Origin of the sequence: Bordetella sp. BOR01 (assembly GCF_019218885.1) — a bacterium.
GTDB lineage: Bacteria > Pseudomonadota > Gammaproteobacteria > Burkholderiales > Burkholderiaceae_B > Bordetella_A.
The window spans coordinates 1,233,201-1,251,502 of record NZ_JAHUWT010000001.1 but is presented as its reverse complement, the minus strand read 5'-3'; the positions used below and the strand labels follow the sequence as shown (position 1 = coordinate 1,251,502).

Here is an 18,302-nt window from a genome sequence, read left to right as displayed (position 1 = left end):
GTGCTCAGGCGATGCGCACGCGCAGTTCGCCCAAGCCTTCGACGCCGCCGGCCATGACATCGCCCTGCACCACCGCGCCCACGCCTTCGGGTGTGCCGGTGAAGATCAGGTCGCCGGCCTTCAACTCGAACAGGCCCGACAGGTACGAGATGCTTTCGGGAATGTTCCAGATCATCTGCGAGATGTCGCTCGATTGCTTGCGCTGGCCGTTGACATCGAGCCAGATGGCGGCGCGTTCCAGCGTGCCCACGGCGCTGCGCGGATGGATGGGCCCAAGCGGGGCGGAATGGTCGAACGCCTTGCCCACTTCCCAGGGCCGCCCCTGCTTCTTGGCTTCGCCCTGCAGGTCGCGGCGGGTCATGTCCAGGCCCAGCGCATAGCCCCAGATGCAATCGTTGGCCTGCTCGACGGGGATGTCCTTGCCACCCTTGCCCAACACCACCACCAGTTCCATTTCGTAATGCAGGTTGCTGGTCTTGGGCGGGTACGGAATGCTGCCGGTCTGGCCATCGGCCACGGGCACGATGGCATCGGCGGGCTTGCAGAAAAAGAACGGGTCTTCACGGCCGGTAAAGCCCATTTCTTTGGCGTGTTCTGCGTAGTTGCGCCCCACGCAATACACACGGCGCGCCGGGAACAGCGTGCCATTTCCAGCAACAGGCAGCCCAACGGGCGGCGACGGAGGAAAAACGTAGTCCATGTTCACTTGACCTTGTTGAACGCATGCCGAAGGCCGGCACAGTAAGAATTCAATGCGCGAGTTTATCCCTTTTTGCCATGAAACGGACCCCGGGGAAAAAGCGCCGGGCCGCAATGCAGGAGTGCATCGCGGCCCGGATCAGCATTGGTCAGGAAAGTATCAGGCCTTGTTGTAGCGTTCGGCGCTGCGCACGATTTCTTCCTGGGCGGCGTCCACGCCCTTCCAGCCCTTGACCTTCACCCACTTGCCTTTTTCCAGGTCTTTGTAGTGCTCGAAGAAGTGCTGGATGCGGCCGATGTCTTCGGCCGGCAGGTCTTCGTACGACTTGATGTGGCGGTACGGCGGATAGAGCTTGTCGACCGGCACGGCCAACAGCTTGGCGTCGCCACCGGCTTCATCGTCCATTTCCAGCACGCCCAGGACACGGCAGCGCACCACGGCGCCGACCTGGATGGGGAACGGCGTGACGACCAACACGTCGGCGGGGTCGCCGTCATCGGACAGGGTTTGCGGGATATAGCCGTAGTTGCACGGATAGTGCATGGCGGTCAGCATGAAACGATCGACGAACACAGCACCGGTGTCCTTGTCGACCTCGTATTTGACCGGGTCGGCGTTCATGGGGATTTCGATGATGACATTGAAGTCTTCCGGCAGCTTCTTGCCGGAAGACACGCGATCGAGGCTCATGATTCAACCTTGCTTGTTTGGAAGAGAATTGGGGTTGTCGTCGTCCGGCTTGGACTCGGCGGCAGCGTCGGGCGATCGGGGCGTGGGGGTGCCATAAGTGGGCACCGGCACGTCGAAGGCCGCCACGGGAATCGGCGCGCTGTCGAAATAGTCTTCGATATCGACGGCAGACCGGGCCGGGGCGACAGCCGGCGGTTCGGGCTGAACAGCGCTGGAAGCCTCGCGCCCGGCCCGACGGGCATCGGGATCGAGCACGTAATCGGCCGGTACCGCTTGCGGCGGCAGGTCGGCGCCATAAGAACGCAGATCGGATGGCGGGCTGGCTTCCGGCGGATAGGTGGAATACTCGCCCTCGGCATCCAGGTGCAGTGGATCGGCAGCCATTTCGGCTGCCGGCAAAGCCCGGTCGGCGGCCAGCACGGGCAGGGCCATGCTGGCGGCGGTAGCCAGGCGCCAATGGCGCACGGCATCGGCCGGGCGGTCCAGGCGGTCGTACAGGCTGCCCAGCAAGGCATGGGTATGGGAATCGTTGCGGAACCCCAGGCTGCGCTGCAGGTAGCGTTCGGCCTGGCCCCACAATTGTCCGTTCAGGCAAAGCATGCCCAGGGCAGCCAGCAGATCGGCATCTGCCGGCCGCTTCTGCAGCCAGCCTTCGGCCTTGGCCAGGCGGCGCGGCACCTGGTCGGCGTCGCAGCGCGCATAGGCAGCCACCAGCGTAGAAGTGAAATGCACCGGCACGGCAGCTTCCAGCACGCGCGCCGCCTCGGCTGGCTCTCCGGCTGCCTCGAAGGCGGTGGCGCCGGCCAGCGCGATCTCGGGCAGGACCCGCTCATCGCTTTTCAGGTCTTTCCAGATGGGGCGCCAGGCATCGGTACCCGACGTGCTGGCCGCGCGCAGCCGCGCCGCACCGGCAGTGTCGATCAGGTGTTCGGCTTCGGTCTTGGACAGCGCATTGCGGCGCAGCAGGCCGCGCGCCAGGGTGAAGACACGGTCGTGGTGACCCAGCGCGGCTTCGGCGCGCAGCAGCAGCCGCATGGTGTGCAGATGGCGCACGCCGCCATCCTGCAACGGCGCCAGCACCGTCAGCGCATCTTGTGCCCTGCCCTGGTCGAGCAGTTGGTCGGCCGACACCGTGGCGATGGCTTCCTGCAGGCCGGCATTGCCATTGGCGTGTTCACGCGCGGAATCCAGCAAGCGGTCGCGGCGCTCGAACTCGCCCAGCCCGTGCGCGGCGCGGGCCGCGGACAAGGCGGCCAGCACGCGGCGGCTGGGCACGCGAGTTTGTTCGAGCAGCTTGGTCAGGTCTTTCTCGGCGTGGGCATAGCGGCCTTCGAGCAGTCCGGTCCAGCCGCGTTCGAGTAGTTCATGGTCGCGCGCCTGGGCACGCTGGCCGCGCCACGCGCGCATGCGATCGGGGATGGCCAGCAGCCAGGCCAGCACGCGCAAGCCGACGTACAGGGACACGAACAGGGCCAACACCAGCAACACCGTCAGCGTCAGCGAAAGCTCGATGCGCCATGGCCATACCAGCACCATCACGTTGCCCGCATGGGTGCGCAGCACCACGGCCAGCGCAACAGCGACCACGGCAAGCAGCAAAGTCCAGAACCAGGTACGCATGCGTCAGTCCTGTTTGTCGGTCGCGTCGAACCCGGCGGCGCGCAAGGCGGCCACACTGGCCAGGCTGTCGCTGACATCGGGCAGGCGCACAGCGATATCGGTCTGCGCCAAGTCTTGTGCCAGCCGCAGCGCGGCTTGCGTATCGGCCGAGCGCGCGTCGTAGTAGGTGCGCAGCGCATTCACGACATTGTCGAGCTCGTTCTTCCAGACTTCCGGCTGGCGCATCAACATGGCCAGTTGCGCGGTCATCAGGCGCTGGCGCAAGGCGGCCCGGGCCTGGCCGGCCTGCTCGGTCGACAGCATCAGCGCGGCCGGCTGATCGACGCGCTGGATGCTGATCAGATCGCCCAGTTCGTGCGCCAGCACGCTGCCGGCACGGCCGGGCCACGAGGCGATTTCAGCGCGCCAGACCTGCCACCAGGCGGCATCGGCCGGCAGCGCCGCACGCGGATCGGTTTCTTGCTGCAAGGGCGCCGGACGGGCGGCCGCGGCGCCGTCATTGTCAAGCGACTCGCCCGGTGCGGCGGCATCGGGCACCAGCATGGGGGCCTTGGACACCAGGCCCGCCAAGCGATCGATGCGGCCGGATTGGGCCGGAATATCGATAGTGGCCACGGCGCGCAGGCGGTCGAGGTCGCCGTTGATGCTTTGCTGCAGACTGGCGAAGCGCGGGCGATCGGCGTGGGCCAGGCGCGCTTGCGCCGTTTCGAGAGCCACGATGGCGTTGTTTACATTGCCGGCCAGGCGCAATTGCTGATTGGCCAGCACGAGCAGGCGCTCGAGATCGTTGGCCAATAGTTCGTCGCTGGCACCGCCGCTGAAAGTCTGCCAGGCCTGCTGCAAGTCGTCGTAGCGGCTCTTGGCTTCCTGGGCCTGGTTTTGCAGTTCGCCTACCCGACCGGCTTGCGCCTGGGCAAGGGCCAGGGCCTCGCGCGCTTCTTTGCGGCTTTGCGCGGCCGACTGTTCCACCGTATCGAGGCGCGTGGCCACTTCGCGTCCGGCCGCCAGAAATTGCTTGCGCTGCATCCACAGCGCCCAGCTCAACCCCACGGCCAGCAGCAGCACGATGATAAGCGCCGCAGTCAGGGTGCCTACCGCGCTGGACGGCTTCGTGGGCCGGGCCTTGGACGCACCGGGTGGCGGCGAGGCGGGCGAGCCTGTGCCCGGGGCTGCCGCCGAGGCGGCCGATTCGGTAGCGGGGGTCTCTGTCATAGACGCGATTGTATTCGGTGAAAAGCCAAAACTTCGAATCAAGCGGCAACAAAAGCGGCGAGGATCGCTTCGTCGGCAGGCAAGCAGATTTGTACCATCGGGGCTGGGGCGTTGCCACCCGCGTCGTGCTGCAGGCGGCGGGCCAGCGCAGGATGCGTCACGATGTAGCGGCACCCGCGCCACCAGGCCTGCAGTCCCTGCTGCCGGACCTGGGCCTGCACGGCCGCCAGGCCTTCGCCGCTGGTCAGCAGCCATGCGGGCCGCGCATCTTGGCGGGCCCATTCGTGTAGCTGCCGCACGGCCGCTGCCGGCCAGGGTGCCGGCTGGCGTCGATAGGCGGCGTGCCGCACGACCTGCGTACCAGCGGCCGTAAGCTGGTCGGCCAGCCAATCGCGGCCCTGCGTGCCACGCACCAGCAACACCCTGGCCGGCAGCGCGCCGCGTGTACGCAGCACTGCCCACAGCGCTTCGGAATCGTGGGTGGCAGCCTCGGGCGGAGGACACAACACTGTTGTATCCGCGCCAAAACCAGGTAGCTCGCGCAAGGCGCGCGCACTGGCCGGACCGACGGTGGCCGCCGCCGTGGTGGCTGGCCAGGTGGCCTGGCCAGCCACGTCGTGCAACTGCGCCATGTACAAGCGTGCCGCATTGCCGCTGACGAAAATGACCAGGTCGTAGTCTTGCGGCAACGGCAATTGTTCTGCCGGGACAAACAGGGGCTGGATGTCCAGGGCTGGCAGGTTCAGCACCTGCCAGCCCGCCGTGCGCAACGGGCGCGCCAGTGCGTCGTTGCGGCCGTCGGGCCGGGTCAGGATGGCAATGCGCGGCATGGGCACTTCCATGGGCAGCCCCGATTGGTGGCATGCAAGCCCGATCTTACGATGTGGGCGGGTCTTGCAGTTCGGCCAGGATGGCGTCGGCGCCGTTGGACAGCAAGTCTTGCGCGGCCGCCTGCCCGATGGCCAGGGCCTGTTCGGCCGGCCCGGCGTGCTGGCAACGGATCATGCGGGTGCCGTCGGGCGAGGCCACCAGGGCACGCAGCGTCAGGGTGTCGCCGTCCAGTTGGGCATAGGCGGCCAAGGGCACCTGGCACGACCCGCCCAGGGCACGCGATACGGCACGTTCGGCCACGACGCATGCCGTGGTACGCGCACAGGCCAGCGGCGCCAGCCAGTTGCGCAGGTCGTTGCGGTCGTTGCGGATTTCAATGCCCAGCGCGCCCTGTCCGGCAGCCGGCAGGCAGTCTTCGGGTTCGAGCAGGCTGCGGATACGTTCGGCCAGGCCCAGGCGCTGCAAGCCGGCGGCAGCCAGCACGATGGCGGCGTAGTCGCCGCGATCGAGCTTGCCCAGGCGGGTATCCAGGTTGCCGCGCAGGGGCTTGACCGACAGGTGCGGATAGCGCTGGCGGATCTGTGACTCGCGCCTCAGGCTCGAGGTGCCTACCACTGCGCCGGCGGGCAGATCGGCCAGCACGGCGTACTGGTTGGAGACGAGCGCGTCGCGGGGATCGGCCCGTTCGAGGGTGGCGCACAGTTCGAACGGCGCCTGCAGGTCGACCGGAACGTCTTTCAGGGAATGCACGGCCAGGTCGGCCCGGCCGTCGAGCAGCGCGGTTTCGAGCTCTTTGACGAACAAGCCCTTGCCGCCGACCTTGGACAGGGTGCGGTCCAGGATCTGGTCACCGCGGGTGGTCAGCGTCAGCAGTTCGACGGCGCAGTCCGGGTACAGCGCGCGCAGGCGGTCGCGCACGTGCTCGGCTTGCCAAAGGGCAAGCCGGCTGGCGCGGGTGGCGATGACGAGGCGTTGCGGAGCAGACACGAACTGCGTCAGGCCAGGCTGGAGAAGATCACCGAGGCGATGACGCCCAGGATGGCCAAGACCAGCAGGCCTTGCAGCAGGCTCAGGCCTGACTCGGGGTTGTCGCTTTTACGCAGACTCATGGGCGGATTCCTTGGAGGCGGTTTTACGGCTGGCAAGCCACCGCCCCACAAGTATGACTAACAGTGCGCCGATGACTTCGGCAGCGATTTTAACCATAGTCGGCTGCTCGCCGAATTGATTCACGACGAACACGTCGGTGATGAGCATGCCGCCGGCGATCCAGCCCAACAGGCCCGCGCCGAAGGTAACCACCAGCGGATAGCGGTCGATGAGCTTGAGCACCAGCGTGCTGCCCCAGATGATGATGGGCACGCTGACGATCAGGCCGAAGACGACCAGGCCGATCTGGTGGCCTTCATGGGCATTCTGGGCCGCGCCCGCAATGGCGATGACGTTGTCCAGGCTCATGACGAAGTCGGCCACGATGATGGTCTTGACCGCCGCGGCAATGGAGGTGCCCCCCTTGATGTTGCCATGCGCGTCGTCTTCGGGGATAAGCAGCTTGACGCCGATCCAGACCAGCAGCAGGCCGCCGACGATCTTCAGGAACGGGATGGCCAGCAGCGTAAGGGCAAAGGAGATGAGCACCACGCGCAGGATGATGGCGCCGGCGGTACCCCACAGGATGCCCTGCATGCGTTGCTTGGGCGCCAGATTGCGGCAGGCTAGCGCGATGACCACGGCATTATCGCCACCCAGCAGGATGTCGATAAGAATTATCTGGAACACCGCCGCCCAACTCAGCGTCTGGAAAAACTCAAGCACTTTAGACCCCCGGGAGTTTATTCAATGAAACAGGGACAAAACGCCGGCCGCGCACCGGCGCGGGCTGCGAGCGTGGACCGCTCGCAGCCCCGAATGTCGAATCTATTATTGTAGTTCAGCTTTGCGTCAGCACCTTTTGGCGTGCCAGGAAAATTTTTCCAAGCGCCAGTACAAGCAAGGCGCCCACCACCCCGGCAATAAGAGCCAATTGGTGCTGCGTCAGCCCCAGTGCCGTATCGATGCGTGCCACCGGCTCTTGCAATGCAGGATCGCCCACCAGCAGTTCGCCGGCAATGAAGCCCAGCAATGCGGCGCCCACCCAGACAATGATGGGGAAGCGTTCGATGACCTTAAGCAACAAGGTGCTGCCAAAAATGACCAACGGAATGCTGATCGCCAGGCCCACCACCAACAGCGTGGTATCGCCCATGGCAGCGGCAGCCACGGCCACGACGTTGTCCAGGCTCATGACCAGGTCGGCGATCATGATGGTGCGGATGGCGGTCAGCAGGCTGCCATGGTTCTTGCCTGCGGCATCGTCCTCGCCTTCGGGCAGCAGCAGCGATACGCCGATATAAATCAGCAACAGCGCGCCGATCAGCTTCAACCAGGGCAGCAGCAACAGCGTGGCCGCCACCAGGGTCAGGATGATACGCATGATGATCGCAGCGGCAGAGCCGACCACGATAGCCTTTTTCTGCTGCGTGGGAGGCAGCGAGCGCGCGGCAAGCGCGATGACTACGGCGTTATCGCCGGACAGCAGGATATTGACCCAGATGATTTGCAGCAGGGCTATCCAGAATGCGGCTGAAGTGAGTTCCATTCCTCTCTTTCCTAGATCCCCTAGGTGTGAATAAACGTGGACGTACAGGCCGTTTTCGTATGCGCGAGCAAGGTGGTCGGCCGGTGCCGGGTGCCTGTGGCGCCCGGCGGGTTGTTATAGATGTACGCAAAATACCGACCCATTATTATATTTGGCCGGGCCGGCCAGACAGCACACGCCCCCTGTTCGCGAAAAAGCCCGCCGGGGCGGGCTTTCCGGAGCAAAGTTCGCGCCTTGATTACAGCACGGACTTCAACAGCTTGCCCATCTCGGACGGATTGCGCGTGGTACGGATGCCGCACGCTTCCATCACTTCGAGCTTGGCATCGGCCGTATCGGCACCGCCGGAGATCAGTGCGCCGGCGTGACCCATGCGCTTGCCCGGAGGCGCCGTGACGCCGGCAATGAAGCCGACCACGGGTTTCTTCATGTTGTCCTTGGCCCACTCGGCGGCATTGACTTCGTCGGGGCCGCCGATTTCGCCGATCATGATGACGGCGTCGGTATCGGGATCGTCGTTGAACAGCTTGAGCACATCGACGTGCTTCAGGCCGTTGATGGGATCGCCACCGATGCCCACGGCGCTGGACTGGCCCAGGCCGAGCTCGGTGACCTGCGCCACGGCTTCGTACGTCAGGGTGCCCGAGCGGCTGACAATGCCGATGCGGCCCTTGCGGTGGATGTGGCCGGGCATGATGCCGATCTTGATTTCGTCAGGCGTGATCAGGCCGGGGCAGTTGGGGCCCAGCAGCAGGGTCTTGCTGTTCTTGGCCTTCATGCGGTTCTTCACGTCCAGCATGTCGCGCACCGGAATACCTTCGGTAATGCAGATGACCAGGTCCAGTTCGGCCTCGACGGCTTCCCAGATGGCAGCCGCGGCGCCCGCCGGAGGCACGTAGATCACCGATACGGTGGCGCCGGTATTGGCCTTGGCGTCTTGCACGCTGCCGAAGATGGGCACGCCTTCGAAGTCCTCGCCGGCCTTCTTGGGGTGCACGCCGGCCACGAAGGCGGCTTTGCCATTGGCATATTCACGGCACATGCGGGTGTGGAACTGGCCCGTCTTGCCCGTGATGCCTTGGGTGATGACTTTGGTGTCCTTGTTGATCAGAATCGACATTTGTGAATCCTTGGCAATTTATTTGACGGCGGCTACGACGCGGGTGGCCGCTTCGGCCATGGTGTCGGCGCTGATGATGGGCAGCCCCGAGTCGGCCAGCATTTTCTTGCCCAGTTCTTCGTTGGTGCCCTTCATGCGGACCACCAGCGGCACATTCAGGTTGACGGCCTTGCACGCGGTGATCACGCCTTCGGCGATGACGTCGCAGCGCATGATGCCGCCGAAGATGTTGACGAGGATGGCCTTCACGCCCTTGTTCTTGAGCATGATCTTGAAAGCCTCGGTGACCTTCTCGGCCGTGGCGCCGCCGCCGACGTCCAGGAAGTTGGCAGGCTCGCCGCCGAACAGCTTGATCGTGTCCATCGTGGCCATGGCCAGGCCGGCGCCGTTGACCAGGCAGCCGATGTTGCCGTCGAGCTGGATGTAGGCCAGGTCGAACTTGCTGGCTTCGATTTCGGCCGGGTCTTCTTCATCGAGGTCGCGGTAGGCGACGATCTCGGGATGACGGAACAACGCGTTGGAATCGAAGTTGAACTTGGCGTCCAGGGCGATGATGTTGCCCTTGCTGTCGCGGTTCAGGGGATTGATTTCCACCAGCGAGGCATCGGTGTCCATGTAGCACTTGTAGAGCTTCTGGAACACGTCGGCCGCCTGGGTGGCCGAATCGCCCGACAGGCCGATGGCTTCGGCCACCGTCTTGGCCTGCTCGGTCGACAGGCCGGTCAGCGGGTCGATATATTCGGTGATGATTTTCTCGGGCGTCGAGTGAGCGACTTCCTCGATATCCATGCCGCCTTCGCTCGAGGCGATGATGGCCACTTTCTGCGTGGCGCGGTCGGTGACCAGCGAAACGTAGTATTCCTTCTGGATATCGGCGCCGTCTTCGATGTACAGGCGGCGTACCTTCTGGCCATGAGCGCCGGTCTGGTGCGTGACCAGCTGCATGCCCAGGATTTCCGAGGACAGCTTGCGAACTTCGTCGAGCGAGCGCGCCAGCTTCACGCCACCGCCCTTGCCACGGCCACCGGCGTGGATTTGCGCCTTCACGACCCAGACCGGTCCACCCAGTTTTTCAGCGGCGGCCACGGCCTCGTCAACGGAAAAAGCGGGAATCCCGCGCGGCACGGGCACGCCAAATTGCTTCAGCAGTTCCTTGCCTTGATACTCGTGGATTTTCATGTGTTACCTGTCAGGACGAATGAGAAAAAGAGGGGGAATCGGAGATCGCGTCCGCCGCCGCTTCAGCGCTATCCCCGGTGTACCACTTGGGATAGTGCTCAAGCACCACCGGGCCGTCGGTGCGCAAGGCATGACAGCCGTCCAGCTGGAACGGTCGCTTGTCCGGATTGCTGTTCTGGCGCCGGCGGTTGGCCATGGTCTGCACCGCCGCGGTAGGCAGCACCTGCGACAGTTCGGTCATGTGGGTACAGCCCGCGGTATGGCCAAAGCGCTCTTTGACCTGGCGCCGAAAGCCCTTGAGCAAATTCATGCCGATCAGCCTCGCGTAAGAGGCTTCGACGGCCGTGCATTGCTGTTCGTAGGGCGCTGCGTCATAGACCGCCTGGGCCGCCACAATGTTGAACGCATCATCGATGGTGATGCGCAAGTGCATGTGGTGGATGGGACGGCCGGCCCGGAAGATCTCGCCGTCTTGCCTGGGGAAATCGTAGGCCTTGACATCGATGAGTTCGGCTTCAAGGTCCCAAAGGCCGTCGTCGCGCCCGTAGGACTGCACGCGTATGGAACGCGTGTGCAGCGGATGGCGAGAGACATTCGACGGTGGCAAGGGCATGGGATGGCCTGCGCTCAGGGCATTTGACGCAAAGCAGCAAATCCTGAAGAGTATAACGCAGGCCCCCGGCGCCCGCCCGGCCCCGGGGCTCATTTCCCGAGAGGGCCGGCTCCCGCCCTGGGGCGGATCAGGCGGCCCGCAGGGTACGGGCCGCCTCGACCATGCCCACCAGCGCCGCCTCGGTTTCGGGCCAGGCGCGGGTCTTCAGGCCGCAATCGGGATTGACCCACAGGCGCTCGCTGGGCAGCCGGGCTGCGGCCTTGCGCATCAGGCCGACCATCCAGTCCACGTCAGGCACATTGGGAGAATGGATGTCGTAGACGCCCGGGCCGATGTCGTTGGGATACCGGAAATCCTCGAAGGCCTTGAGCAGCTCCATGTTCGAGCGCGAGGTCTCGATCGTGATGACGTCGGCGTCCATCGCGGCAATGGACTCGATGATGTCGTTGAACTCGGAATAGCACATGTGGGTATGGATCTGCGTATCGGCCTCTACCCCGGCGGTAGACAGACGGAAGCAATCCACCGCCCAATCCAGGTAGGCTTGCCAGTCGTCGCGGCGCAGCGGCAAGCCCTCGCGGATGGCGGGCTCGTCGATCTGGATGACCCGCACCCCGGCTTTTTCCAGGTCGACCACTTCGTCGCGCAAGGCCAGCCCCAACTGGCGGCAAGTCTGCTCGCGGGGCTGGTCATCGCGCACGAACGACCACTGCAAGATGGTGACCGGACCGGTCAGCATGCCCTTGACCGGCTTGTCGGTCAGCGACTGCGCATACGACGACCAACCGACAGTCATGGGCGCCGGGCGTGCCACGTCGCCGAAAATGATCGGCGGCTTGACGCAGCGCGAACCATAGCTTTGCACCCAGCCATTGCGGGTGAAGGCAAAGCCGGCCAGCAGTTCGCCGAAGTACTCGACCATGTCGTTGCGTTCGGGCTCGCCGTGCACCAGTACGTCCAGTCCGATTTTTTCCTGGAAACGGATGACCGCCTCGATTTCCTTTCGTATCGCTGCCTCGTAGGCCGCGTCGCTCAGGGCGCCCGACTTCCAGTCGCGCCGCAAGGCGCGGATCTCGGCGGTTTGCGGGAACGAGCCTATGGTGGTGGTGGGGAATGCCGGCAAGCTCAGCAACTGCTGCTGGCGCGCGATGCGATCGGCGAACGGGGCGCGGTCACGCGTGACCGAGGCGGCGTCAGCCATGCGGCGACCCACCGCCGGATTATGAATGCGGGGCGACTGGCGGCGGGCCTGCAACGCGGCGCGCTGGGCCGCCAGTGCCTCGCTCACGCCAGATGCCTGGGCGTCGGCCAACGCGCGGCCCAGCAAGCTCAGTTCGTCGAGCTTCTGCGCGGCGAACGACAGCCAGCTCTTCAACTCGGCATCCAGGTCGGTTTCGCCGGCCAGGTCCACGGGCACGTGCAGCAACGAGCACGACGGTGCCAGCCATAGGCGTTCGCCCAATTGCTGGCGCGCCGGCGCCAGCACGGTCAAGGCCGCGTCCAGGTCGGTGCGCCAGATATTGCGGCCATCGATGACACCGGCCGACAGCACCTGGTCGGGGCGCAGCCCGGCAGCCACTTTCTGCAACTGGTTCGGCGCACGGACCAGATCCACATGCAGGCCGGCCACCGGCAGCGACAGCGCAGTAGCCAGATTGTCTTGCAGGCCACCGAAATACGTGGCCACCAACAGCTTGACGGGCGTATCGGCCAGGCGGGCATAGACATTGCGGAAAGCATCGCGCCAGGCCTGCGGCAGGTCGAGCACCAGGATGGGTTCATCGATCTGCACCCATTGCACGCCCAGACGCGCCAGGCGAGCCAGCACCTCGGCGTACACCGGCAGCAACGCGTCCAGCAGTTGCAACTTGGCGGTATCGCCCGCGCCGCCCGGGAAAGCATCGCCCTTGCCCTGCCACAACCAGGTCAGCGGACCGGGAATCACGGGCTTGACCTGATGGCCCAGCGCCTGCGCCTCTTGGACCTGGTCGAACAGATACTCGCGTGCGATGCGGAAAGCCTGGCCCGGCACCAGCTCGGGCACGATGTAGTGGTAATTGGTATCGAACCACTTGGTCATCTCGCAGGCTGCCGTGGGCGTGCCCGTGGGCGCGCGGCCCCGGCCCATGCGAAACAGGGTGTCCAGGGTAACGGGCTGGCCTTCCGGCTGCCCGAAACGGGCTGGCACGGCCCCCAGCAAGGTGCTCCACTCCAGGATATGGTCGTACCAGGCGAAATCGCCCACCGGCACGAATTGCACACCCGCGCTGGCCTGACGCTGCCAGTGGGCGGCGCGCAGCTCACGGCCGGTTTGTTCGAGCTCGGAAGCGGTTTGCTTGCCCCCCCAGTAGGCCTCGACCGCGCGCTTCAATTCGCGCTGCACCCCGATGCGCGGGAATCCAATATTATGAATAATAGTCATATAGATATCCAAGTAAATCAAATTTTCTCAACTCAGATGCTATTCTCCCCTTAAGCCAACTTGCGGCAAAATCAATCTCAACATACATTGATTGAATATTTTTCATATAATCCGCTCATCCCCTGGCTTGCCCATGCTTGAAATCCGCCATCTTGAAACCTTGTCGGCCATCCGCGACGGGGGCAGCCTGCAAGAGGCCGCCGACCGCCTGCACCTGACCCAATCGGCCCTGTCGCACCAGTTGCGCGACCTGGAAACGCGGCTGGGCACTGCGCTGCTGAACCGCCGCACCCGCCCCGCCCGCCTGACTACCGCCGGCCTGCGCGTGCTGGCGCTGGCCGATGAGGTGCTGCCGCGCCTGCGCGCCACCGAGCGCGAACTGCAAAGACTGGCCGCCGGCCGCACCGGACGGCTGCACCTGGCCATCGAGTGCCATTCATGCTTTCAATGGTTGATGCCGGCGCTGGATGCTTTTCGCGCGCAATGGCCCGACGTGGCCCTGGACCTGTCGGCGGCTTTTTCATTTGCCCCCCTGCCCGCCCTGGTACGCGGCGACCTGGACCTGGTGATCACGTCCGATCCGCAACAACTGGAAGCCGTGGAGTACCTGCCACTGTTCAAGTACGAACTGGTGCTGGCGGTGGCGGAATCGCATCCGCTGGCCGCTTTCCGGCACATCGAACCCGAGCAACTGGCCGACCAGACCCTGATCACCTATCCGGTGGACCGGCAACGACTGGATGTGTTCACGGCGTTCCTGGACCCGGCCGGAGTCGAGCCGGCCGCGGTGCGCAAGGCAGAACTCACGCCCATCATTGCCCAGCTGGTGGCCAGCAACCGTGGCGTGGCGGCCCTGCCCAACTGGGCGCTGACGGAATACCTGAAGCCAGGCGGGCTGCGGCTGTGCCACTTGGGGCCCCAGGGCGTATGGCGCACGCTGTACGCGGCGGTGCGCACCGAGGATACTGACGCGTCGTATGTGGGGGATTTCCTGGCGATCGCCCGCGAGGTGTGCTTCAAGACGCTGGATGGCATACGCTCGGCCAAGGCCTGAACAAGCGCCCGCCGGTCAGTCGTCGTGGTCTTCGCCCAGCAGGCGCCGGATGGTGTCGTGGGCGAAGCCACGGCCGGCCAGGAAGCGGGCCTGCTTGGCGTATTCGGCCCGGTCGGCGGGCTTGGCGCCATAGCGCTTGCGCCAGACTTCCAGCGCACGTTGATATTCGGTGGCCCGCAGGTCATCGCGGAGTTGCGCCACCTGGTCTTCGGCCACGCCATGCTGGCGCAGTTCTTGCACGATGCGGGCGGTGCCCTGCCGTGCGGCGCGGCGATGCACCAGGCTTTGGGCAAACCGCTCGGTGGATAGCCAGCCTTCTTTTTCCAGCGCGTCGAGCACCGCTTCGAGATCGGTGCCTTCATCGACGTAAGGCTGCAGCTTGCGCGCGAGCTCGTTGCGCGCGTACTCGCGCCGGGACAGATAACCCACCGCGCGAGCCTTCAGCGTAGGCCCGCGCGGGACGGGCTTGCCTAGCGTTTCGAAGCCATCATCGCCGGCCTGGCGCGTGCCCGGCTCGCGCCGCGTAGATGATGCATTACGCGGCGAACCTGGAGAACCGGGCTTGCGGATCATGCCTGGCCGTCGCCCTCGGTCTCGGCTTCGGCTTCACTGGGCGGGAAGGTGGCGGCACGGCTGACGATACCTTGGTTTTCGCGCACCTTGTTCTCGATTTCGATGGCGAGCTCGCGATGTTCTTTCAGGTATTCGCGAACGTTGTCCTTGCCTTGGCCGATACGAGTACCGCTGTAGCTATACCAGGCGCCGGACTTGTCCACCACGCCTGCCTGCACGCCCAGGTCGATGATTTCGCCTTCGCGTGAAATACCCGTACCGTACATGATGTCGAATTCGGCCTGCTTGAACGGCGGCGAGACCTTGTTCTTGACGACCTTGACGCGGGTTTCGTTGCCTACGACTTCTTCGCCCTTCTTGATCGAACCGATGCGGCGAATATCCAGGCGCACCGACGAATAGAACTTCAGGGCATTGCCGCCGGTCGTGGTTTCGGGGTTGCCGAACATGACACCGATCTTCATGCGGATCTGGTTGATGAAGATGACCATGCAGTTGGTGCGCTTGATGGTAGCGGTAAGCTTGCGCAAGGCCTGGCTCATCAGGCGGGCCTGCAGGCCGGGCAGCGAATCGCCCATTTCGCCTTCGATTTCGGCCTTGGGAACGAGCGCCGCGACCGAGTCGATCACGATCAGGTCGACCGAACCCGAACGCACCAGGGCGTCGGTGATTTCAAGAGCCTGCTCGCCGGTGTCGGGCTGCGAGATGAGCAGGTCGGTAAGATTGACGCCCAGCTTCGAGGCGTATTGCACGTCAAGTGCGTGTTCGGCATCGATAAAGGCGCAGGTGCCGCCGATTTTCTGCATTTCGGCGATGACTTGCAGTGTAAGCGTGGTCTTGCCTGACGATTCCGGGCCGTAGACCTCGACGACGCGGCCGCGCGGCAGGCCGCCGACCCCCAGTGCGATATCGAGCCCCAGCGAGCCGGTGGACACGACCTGGATATCGTGTTCGATCTCGTTGTCGCCGTAGCGCATGATCGAGCCCTTGCCGAACTGCTTTTCGATTTGCGAAAGCGCGGCGGCCAGCGCCTTGGCCTTTTCCGAGGCGGCTGCTTTGCTGGTTTTGTCGTTCATGTGGTGGTGTCCCGTGGGTAAATTTGTGTGCAATGCCGTTGTATGCATTCCTGCGGCGCAATGTGCCAGCAGCGAAGATTATGGCATCGGATTATACTGGATAAAAACACAGTATGCCAGATTTCTCCAGGGATTCCCTGGATGGGCAAGTCTCCTGCCCTGTGCCAGAATGCGCGCACAGGCCAGCCCTCTCCGGCCATCGCCGTTTTTTTCCCTAACGCATGCGCATTCTCATCGCCGAAGACGACAGCATCCTGGCCGACGGCCTGTCCCGTTCGCTGCGCCATAATGGCTATGCCGTCGATGCGGTCCGCGATGGTGCGGCCGCCGATTCCGCCTTGGCCGCCCAGGCCTTCGACCTGCTGATCCTGGACCTGGGCCTGCCCCAGCTGACGGGCCTGGAAGTGCTGCGACGCCTGCGGGCACGCAATTCGATGCTGCCCGTCCTGATCCTGACCGCCGCCGACAGCGTCGAACAGCGCGTCAAGGGCCTGGACCTGGGGGCCGACGACTACATGGCCAAGCCCTTTGCACTGTCCGAACTGGAAGCCCGGGTCCGGGCGCTGACGCGTCGTGGCGTCGGCGGCGGTGCCACGCTGCTGCGCCACGGCCGGCTGGTATTCGACCAGACCGGGCGCGTGGCCCTGGTCGATGACCAAACGCTCGACCTGTCCGCACGCGAAGTCAGCCTGCTGGAAATCCTGCTGACCCGCAGCGGCCGCATGGTCAGCAAGACGCAGTTGGTCGACCACTTGTGCGAATGGGGCGAGGAAGTCAGCACCAACGCCATCGAGGTCTACGTGCATCGCCTGCGCAAGAAGCTCGAGCCCAGCGGCGTCAAGATCATCACGGTGCGCGGCCTGGGCTATTGCCTTGAACGGGACCAGGGTGCCGGCTACCTCTCCCACTGAGCCTGCCACGCACGAAAAGCTGAACCAGGAAGCCCTGGACGCCATGCGCGGCGGGGCCAAGGGACCCAGCTTCGCGCCGCCCCAGCGTTCGCTGCTGGGAGAAATCCTGGACTGGATGCTGGCCCCGCTGTTCCTGTTGTGGCCCATGAGCGTGGCTATCACTTACGTGGTGGCCCAGAACATTGCCAATGTGCCCTACGACCGCGCGCTGTCCAACAATCTGCATGTGTTGTCGCGGTATGTGCATGCGCAGGGCGGACGCGCAGTCCTGCGCATGAGCGAATCCGTGCGCGATGTGCTGCGCCCCGATGAAACCGACAGCGTGTTCTGGCTGGCGCTGGGCAGCCGGGGCGAATACCTGGGCGGCGACCGCGCCCTGCCCTTGCCCGCCGACCTGGGGCAGCCGCAGCCCGGCAAAATCCTGTATGCCGACGACACGCTGCGCGGCTTCGGCGTGCGGCTGGCCTACACCTGGGTCGACCTGCACATCCCCCAGACGCAGCCGGTGCTGCTGGTGGTGGCCGAGACCATGGAACGGCGCACGGAACTGGCCAACGACATCATCAAAGGAGTGATCATCCCGCAGTTCGTAGTGCTGCCGGTGGCGGTGCTGCTGGTATGGTTCGGCCTGTCGCGCGGCGTGGCACCGCTGAATGCGTTGCAGCAGCGCCTGCGCGCGCGCCGACCCGACGATCTTTCGCCCATTGACGAGCGCGCCGCGCCTACCGAAATCGCGCCGCTGGTAAGCGCCATGAACGAATTGCTCGATCGACTCTCGGCCAACGTACAGGCGCAACGGCGCTTCGTGGCCGATGCCGCGCACCAGTTGAAAACCCCGCTGGCCGGGCTGCGTACCCAGGCCGAGCTGGCCCTGCGCGATGCCAGCCCCGACGAAATGCAATCCAGCCTGCGCCAATTGGTCATGGGCTCGGAACGCGCCACGCGCCTGGTGAACCAGTTGCTGCTGCTGGCCCGCGCCGAAAACCCGCATTCGGCCGACCTTACCCTTACCGACTTGAATGCCGTGGGCTACGAACAGACCATGCTATGGGTTCCCCAGGCGCTGGCGCTGAACACCGACTTGGGTTTCGAGGCGGCCGATACTGCCGCCCCCATCGCGGGCAACGTCATCCTGCTGGCCGAACTGCTCAACAACCTGGTGGACAACGCCCTGCGCTACACACCGCCCGGCGGACACGTAACGGTACGGGTGCGCGCCACGTCCGCGCACGCCATCCTGGAAGTGGAAGATTCCGGCCCGGGCATCGCTCCTGAAGAGCACGAGCGGGTATTCGACCGCTTCTATCGCGTACTTGGCACCCAGGCCGAAGGCAGCGGGCTGGGCCTGGCCATCGTGCGCGAAATCGCGCAGAAGCATCGCGCCACGGTGCAAATCCTCGAGGGCACAGCGCATTCGCAACTACCGGGAACCTGCATCCGGGTCAGTTTTCCGTTGTACGGACGCACTGCCGATCCGTCCGATACTACCTAGGGCATTCCCTGACGCGGTCGTGCCCTGCCCCCCGAAATGATACGTTTGGTTTCAAAATTAAGATTCGGGTAAGTATCGCGTCAGAACCTCGTCAGGCTGGCTTCTTACCTTGTAACCAGCCCTGCACCGGCCCACCCGGCCAAGAGCCCGCACGGTGGATAACCACCGGCC

General features: G+C 64.7%; 17 protein-coding genes. 3 read left to right on the top strand and 14 right to left on the bottom strand.

The features are described 5' to 3' along the window. Positions 1–4: 4 nt before the first annotated feature. The 12 genes from KW845_RS05920 to metE all read right to left on the bottom strand — a co-directional run bounded on the left by KW845_RS05920 (position 5) and on the right by metE (position 13,025). Positions 5–700: a fumarylacetoacetate hydrolase family protein gene (locus KW845_RS05920; protein ID WP_218368212.1), complete on the bottom strand. Its 696-nt coding sequence runs from the start codon at positions 698–700 to the stop codon at positions 5–7. Positions 701–859: 159 nt separating this feature from the next. After that, entirely contained in the window at positions 860–1,390 is a 531-nt protein-coding gene (ppa, locus tag KW845_RS05915; protein ID WP_218368211.1) for an inorganic diphosphatase, read from the bottom strand. A gap of 3 nt (positions 1,391–1,393) precedes the next feature. Next, positions 1,394–3,010 (bottom strand): heme biosynthesis HemY N-terminal domain-containing protein, encoded by a 1,617-nt coding sequence (locus KW845_RS05910; protein ID WP_218368210.1) that lies wholly within the window; start codon positions 3,008–3,010, stop codon positions 1,394–1,396. 3 nt (positions 3,011–3,013) lie between these two features. Then, complete coding sequence (locus KW845_RS05905; protein WP_218368209.1) at positions 3,014–4,222, bottom strand: uroporphyrinogen-III C-methyltransferase; 1,209 nt, start codon at positions 4,220–4,222, stop codon at positions 3,014–3,016. A gap of 38 nt (positions 4,223–4,260) precedes the next feature. Then, a complete protein-coding gene (locus tag KW845_RS05900) occupies positions 4,261–5,052 on the bottom strand; it encodes a uroporphyrinogen-III synthase (protein WP_218368637.1) in 792 nt (263 codons plus the stop codon). 46 nt (positions 5,053–5,098) lie between these two features. Continuing rightward, positions 5,099–6,040: a hydroxymethylbilane synthase gene (gene hemC / locus KW845_RS05895; protein ID WP_218368208.1), complete on the bottom strand. Its 942-nt coding sequence runs from the start codon at positions 6,038–6,040 to the stop codon at positions 5,099–5,101. A 108-nt stretch (positions 6,041–6,148) separates the two neighbouring features. After that, positions 6,149–6,868 carry a TerC family protein gene (locus KW845_RS05890; RefSeq protein ID WP_218368207.1) on the bottom strand — a complete coding sequence of 240 codons (720 nt, stop codon included), beginning with the start codon at positions 6,866–6,868 and terminating at the stop codon, positions 6,149–6,151. 115 nt (positions 6,869–6,983) lie between these two features. Then, the gene (locus tag KW845_RS05885; protein WP_218368206.1) at positions 6,984–7,691 is read right to left on the bottom strand and encodes a TerC family protein; all 708 of its coding nucleotides are present in this window, start codon (positions 7,689–7,691) and stop codon (positions 6,984–6,986) included. 238 nt (positions 7,692–7,929) lie between these two features. Further along, positions 7,930–8,811: a succinate--CoA ligase subunit alpha gene (gene sucD, locus KW845_RS05880; protein WP_218368205.1), complete on the bottom strand. Its 882-nt coding sequence runs from the start codon at positions 8,809–8,811 to the stop codon at positions 7,930–7,932. Positions 8,812–8,829: 18 nt separating this feature from the next. Next, positions 8,830–9,990, bottom strand: coding sequence for an ADP-forming succinate--CoA ligase subunit beta (sucC, locus tag KW845_RS05875; RefSeq protein ID WP_218368204.1), 1,161 nt, complete (start codon positions 9,988–9,990; stop codon positions 8,830–8,832). Between the two features lie 10 nt (positions 9,991–10,000). Then, positions 10,001–10,603 (bottom strand): DUF2889 domain-containing protein, encoded by a 603-nt coding sequence (locus KW845_RS05870; RefSeq protein WP_218368203.1) that lies wholly within the window; start codon positions 10,601–10,603, stop codon positions 10,001–10,003. 127 nt (positions 10,604–10,730) lie between these two features. Beyond that, a complete protein-coding gene (metE, locus tag KW845_RS05865) occupies positions 10,731–13,025 on the bottom strand; it encodes a 5-methyltetrahydropteroyltriglutamate--homocysteine S-methyltransferase (protein ID WP_218368202.1) in 2,295 nt (764 codons plus the stop codon). Positions 13,026–13,158: 133 nt separating this feature from the next. Between metE and KW845_RS05860 the strand changes: the two genes are divergently transcribed. Then, positions 13,159–14,079 carry a LysR family transcriptional regulator gene (locus tag KW845_RS05860; RefSeq protein WP_218368201.1) on the top strand — a complete coding sequence of 307 codons (921 nt, stop codon included), beginning with the start codon at positions 13,159–13,161 and terminating at the stop codon, positions 14,077–14,079. A gap of 15 nt (positions 14,080–14,094) precedes the next feature. Here KW845_RS05860 and recX read toward each other — a convergent pair whose 3' ends face one another. Both recX and recA read right to left on the bottom strand, forming a co-directional pair. Then, positions 14,095–14,652: a recombination regulator RecX gene (gene recX / locus KW845_RS05855; protein WP_218368200.1), complete on the bottom strand. Its 558-nt coding sequence runs from the start codon at positions 14,650–14,652 to the stop codon at positions 14,095–14,097. Further along, positions 14,649–15,728, bottom strand: a complete 1,080-nt coding sequence (gene recA / locus KW845_RS05850; RefSeq protein WP_218368199.1) for a recombinase RecA — start codon at positions 15,726–15,728, stop codon at positions 14,649–14,651. The genes recX and recA overlap by 4 nt, the downstream gene beginning before the upstream one ends. A gap of 221 nt (positions 15,729–15,949) precedes the next feature. Here recA and KW845_RS05845 point away from each other — a divergent pair, with 221 nt between their 5' ends. Both KW845_RS05845 and KW845_RS05840 read left to right on the top strand, forming a co-directional pair. After that, on the top strand, positions 15,950–16,639 hold the full coding sequence (locus KW845_RS05845) for a response regulator transcription factor (RefSeq protein WP_218368198.1): 690 nt from the start codon (positions 15,950–15,952) through the stop codon (positions 16,637–16,639). Next, positions 16,617–18,131 (top strand): sensor histidine kinase, encoded by a 1,515-nt coding sequence (locus tag KW845_RS05840; RefSeq protein ID WP_218368636.1) that lies wholly within the window; start codon positions 16,617–16,619, stop codon positions 18,129–18,131. The genes KW845_RS05845 and KW845_RS05840 overlap by 23 nt, the downstream gene beginning before the upstream one ends. Positions 18,132–18,302: the final 171 nt, after the last annotated feature.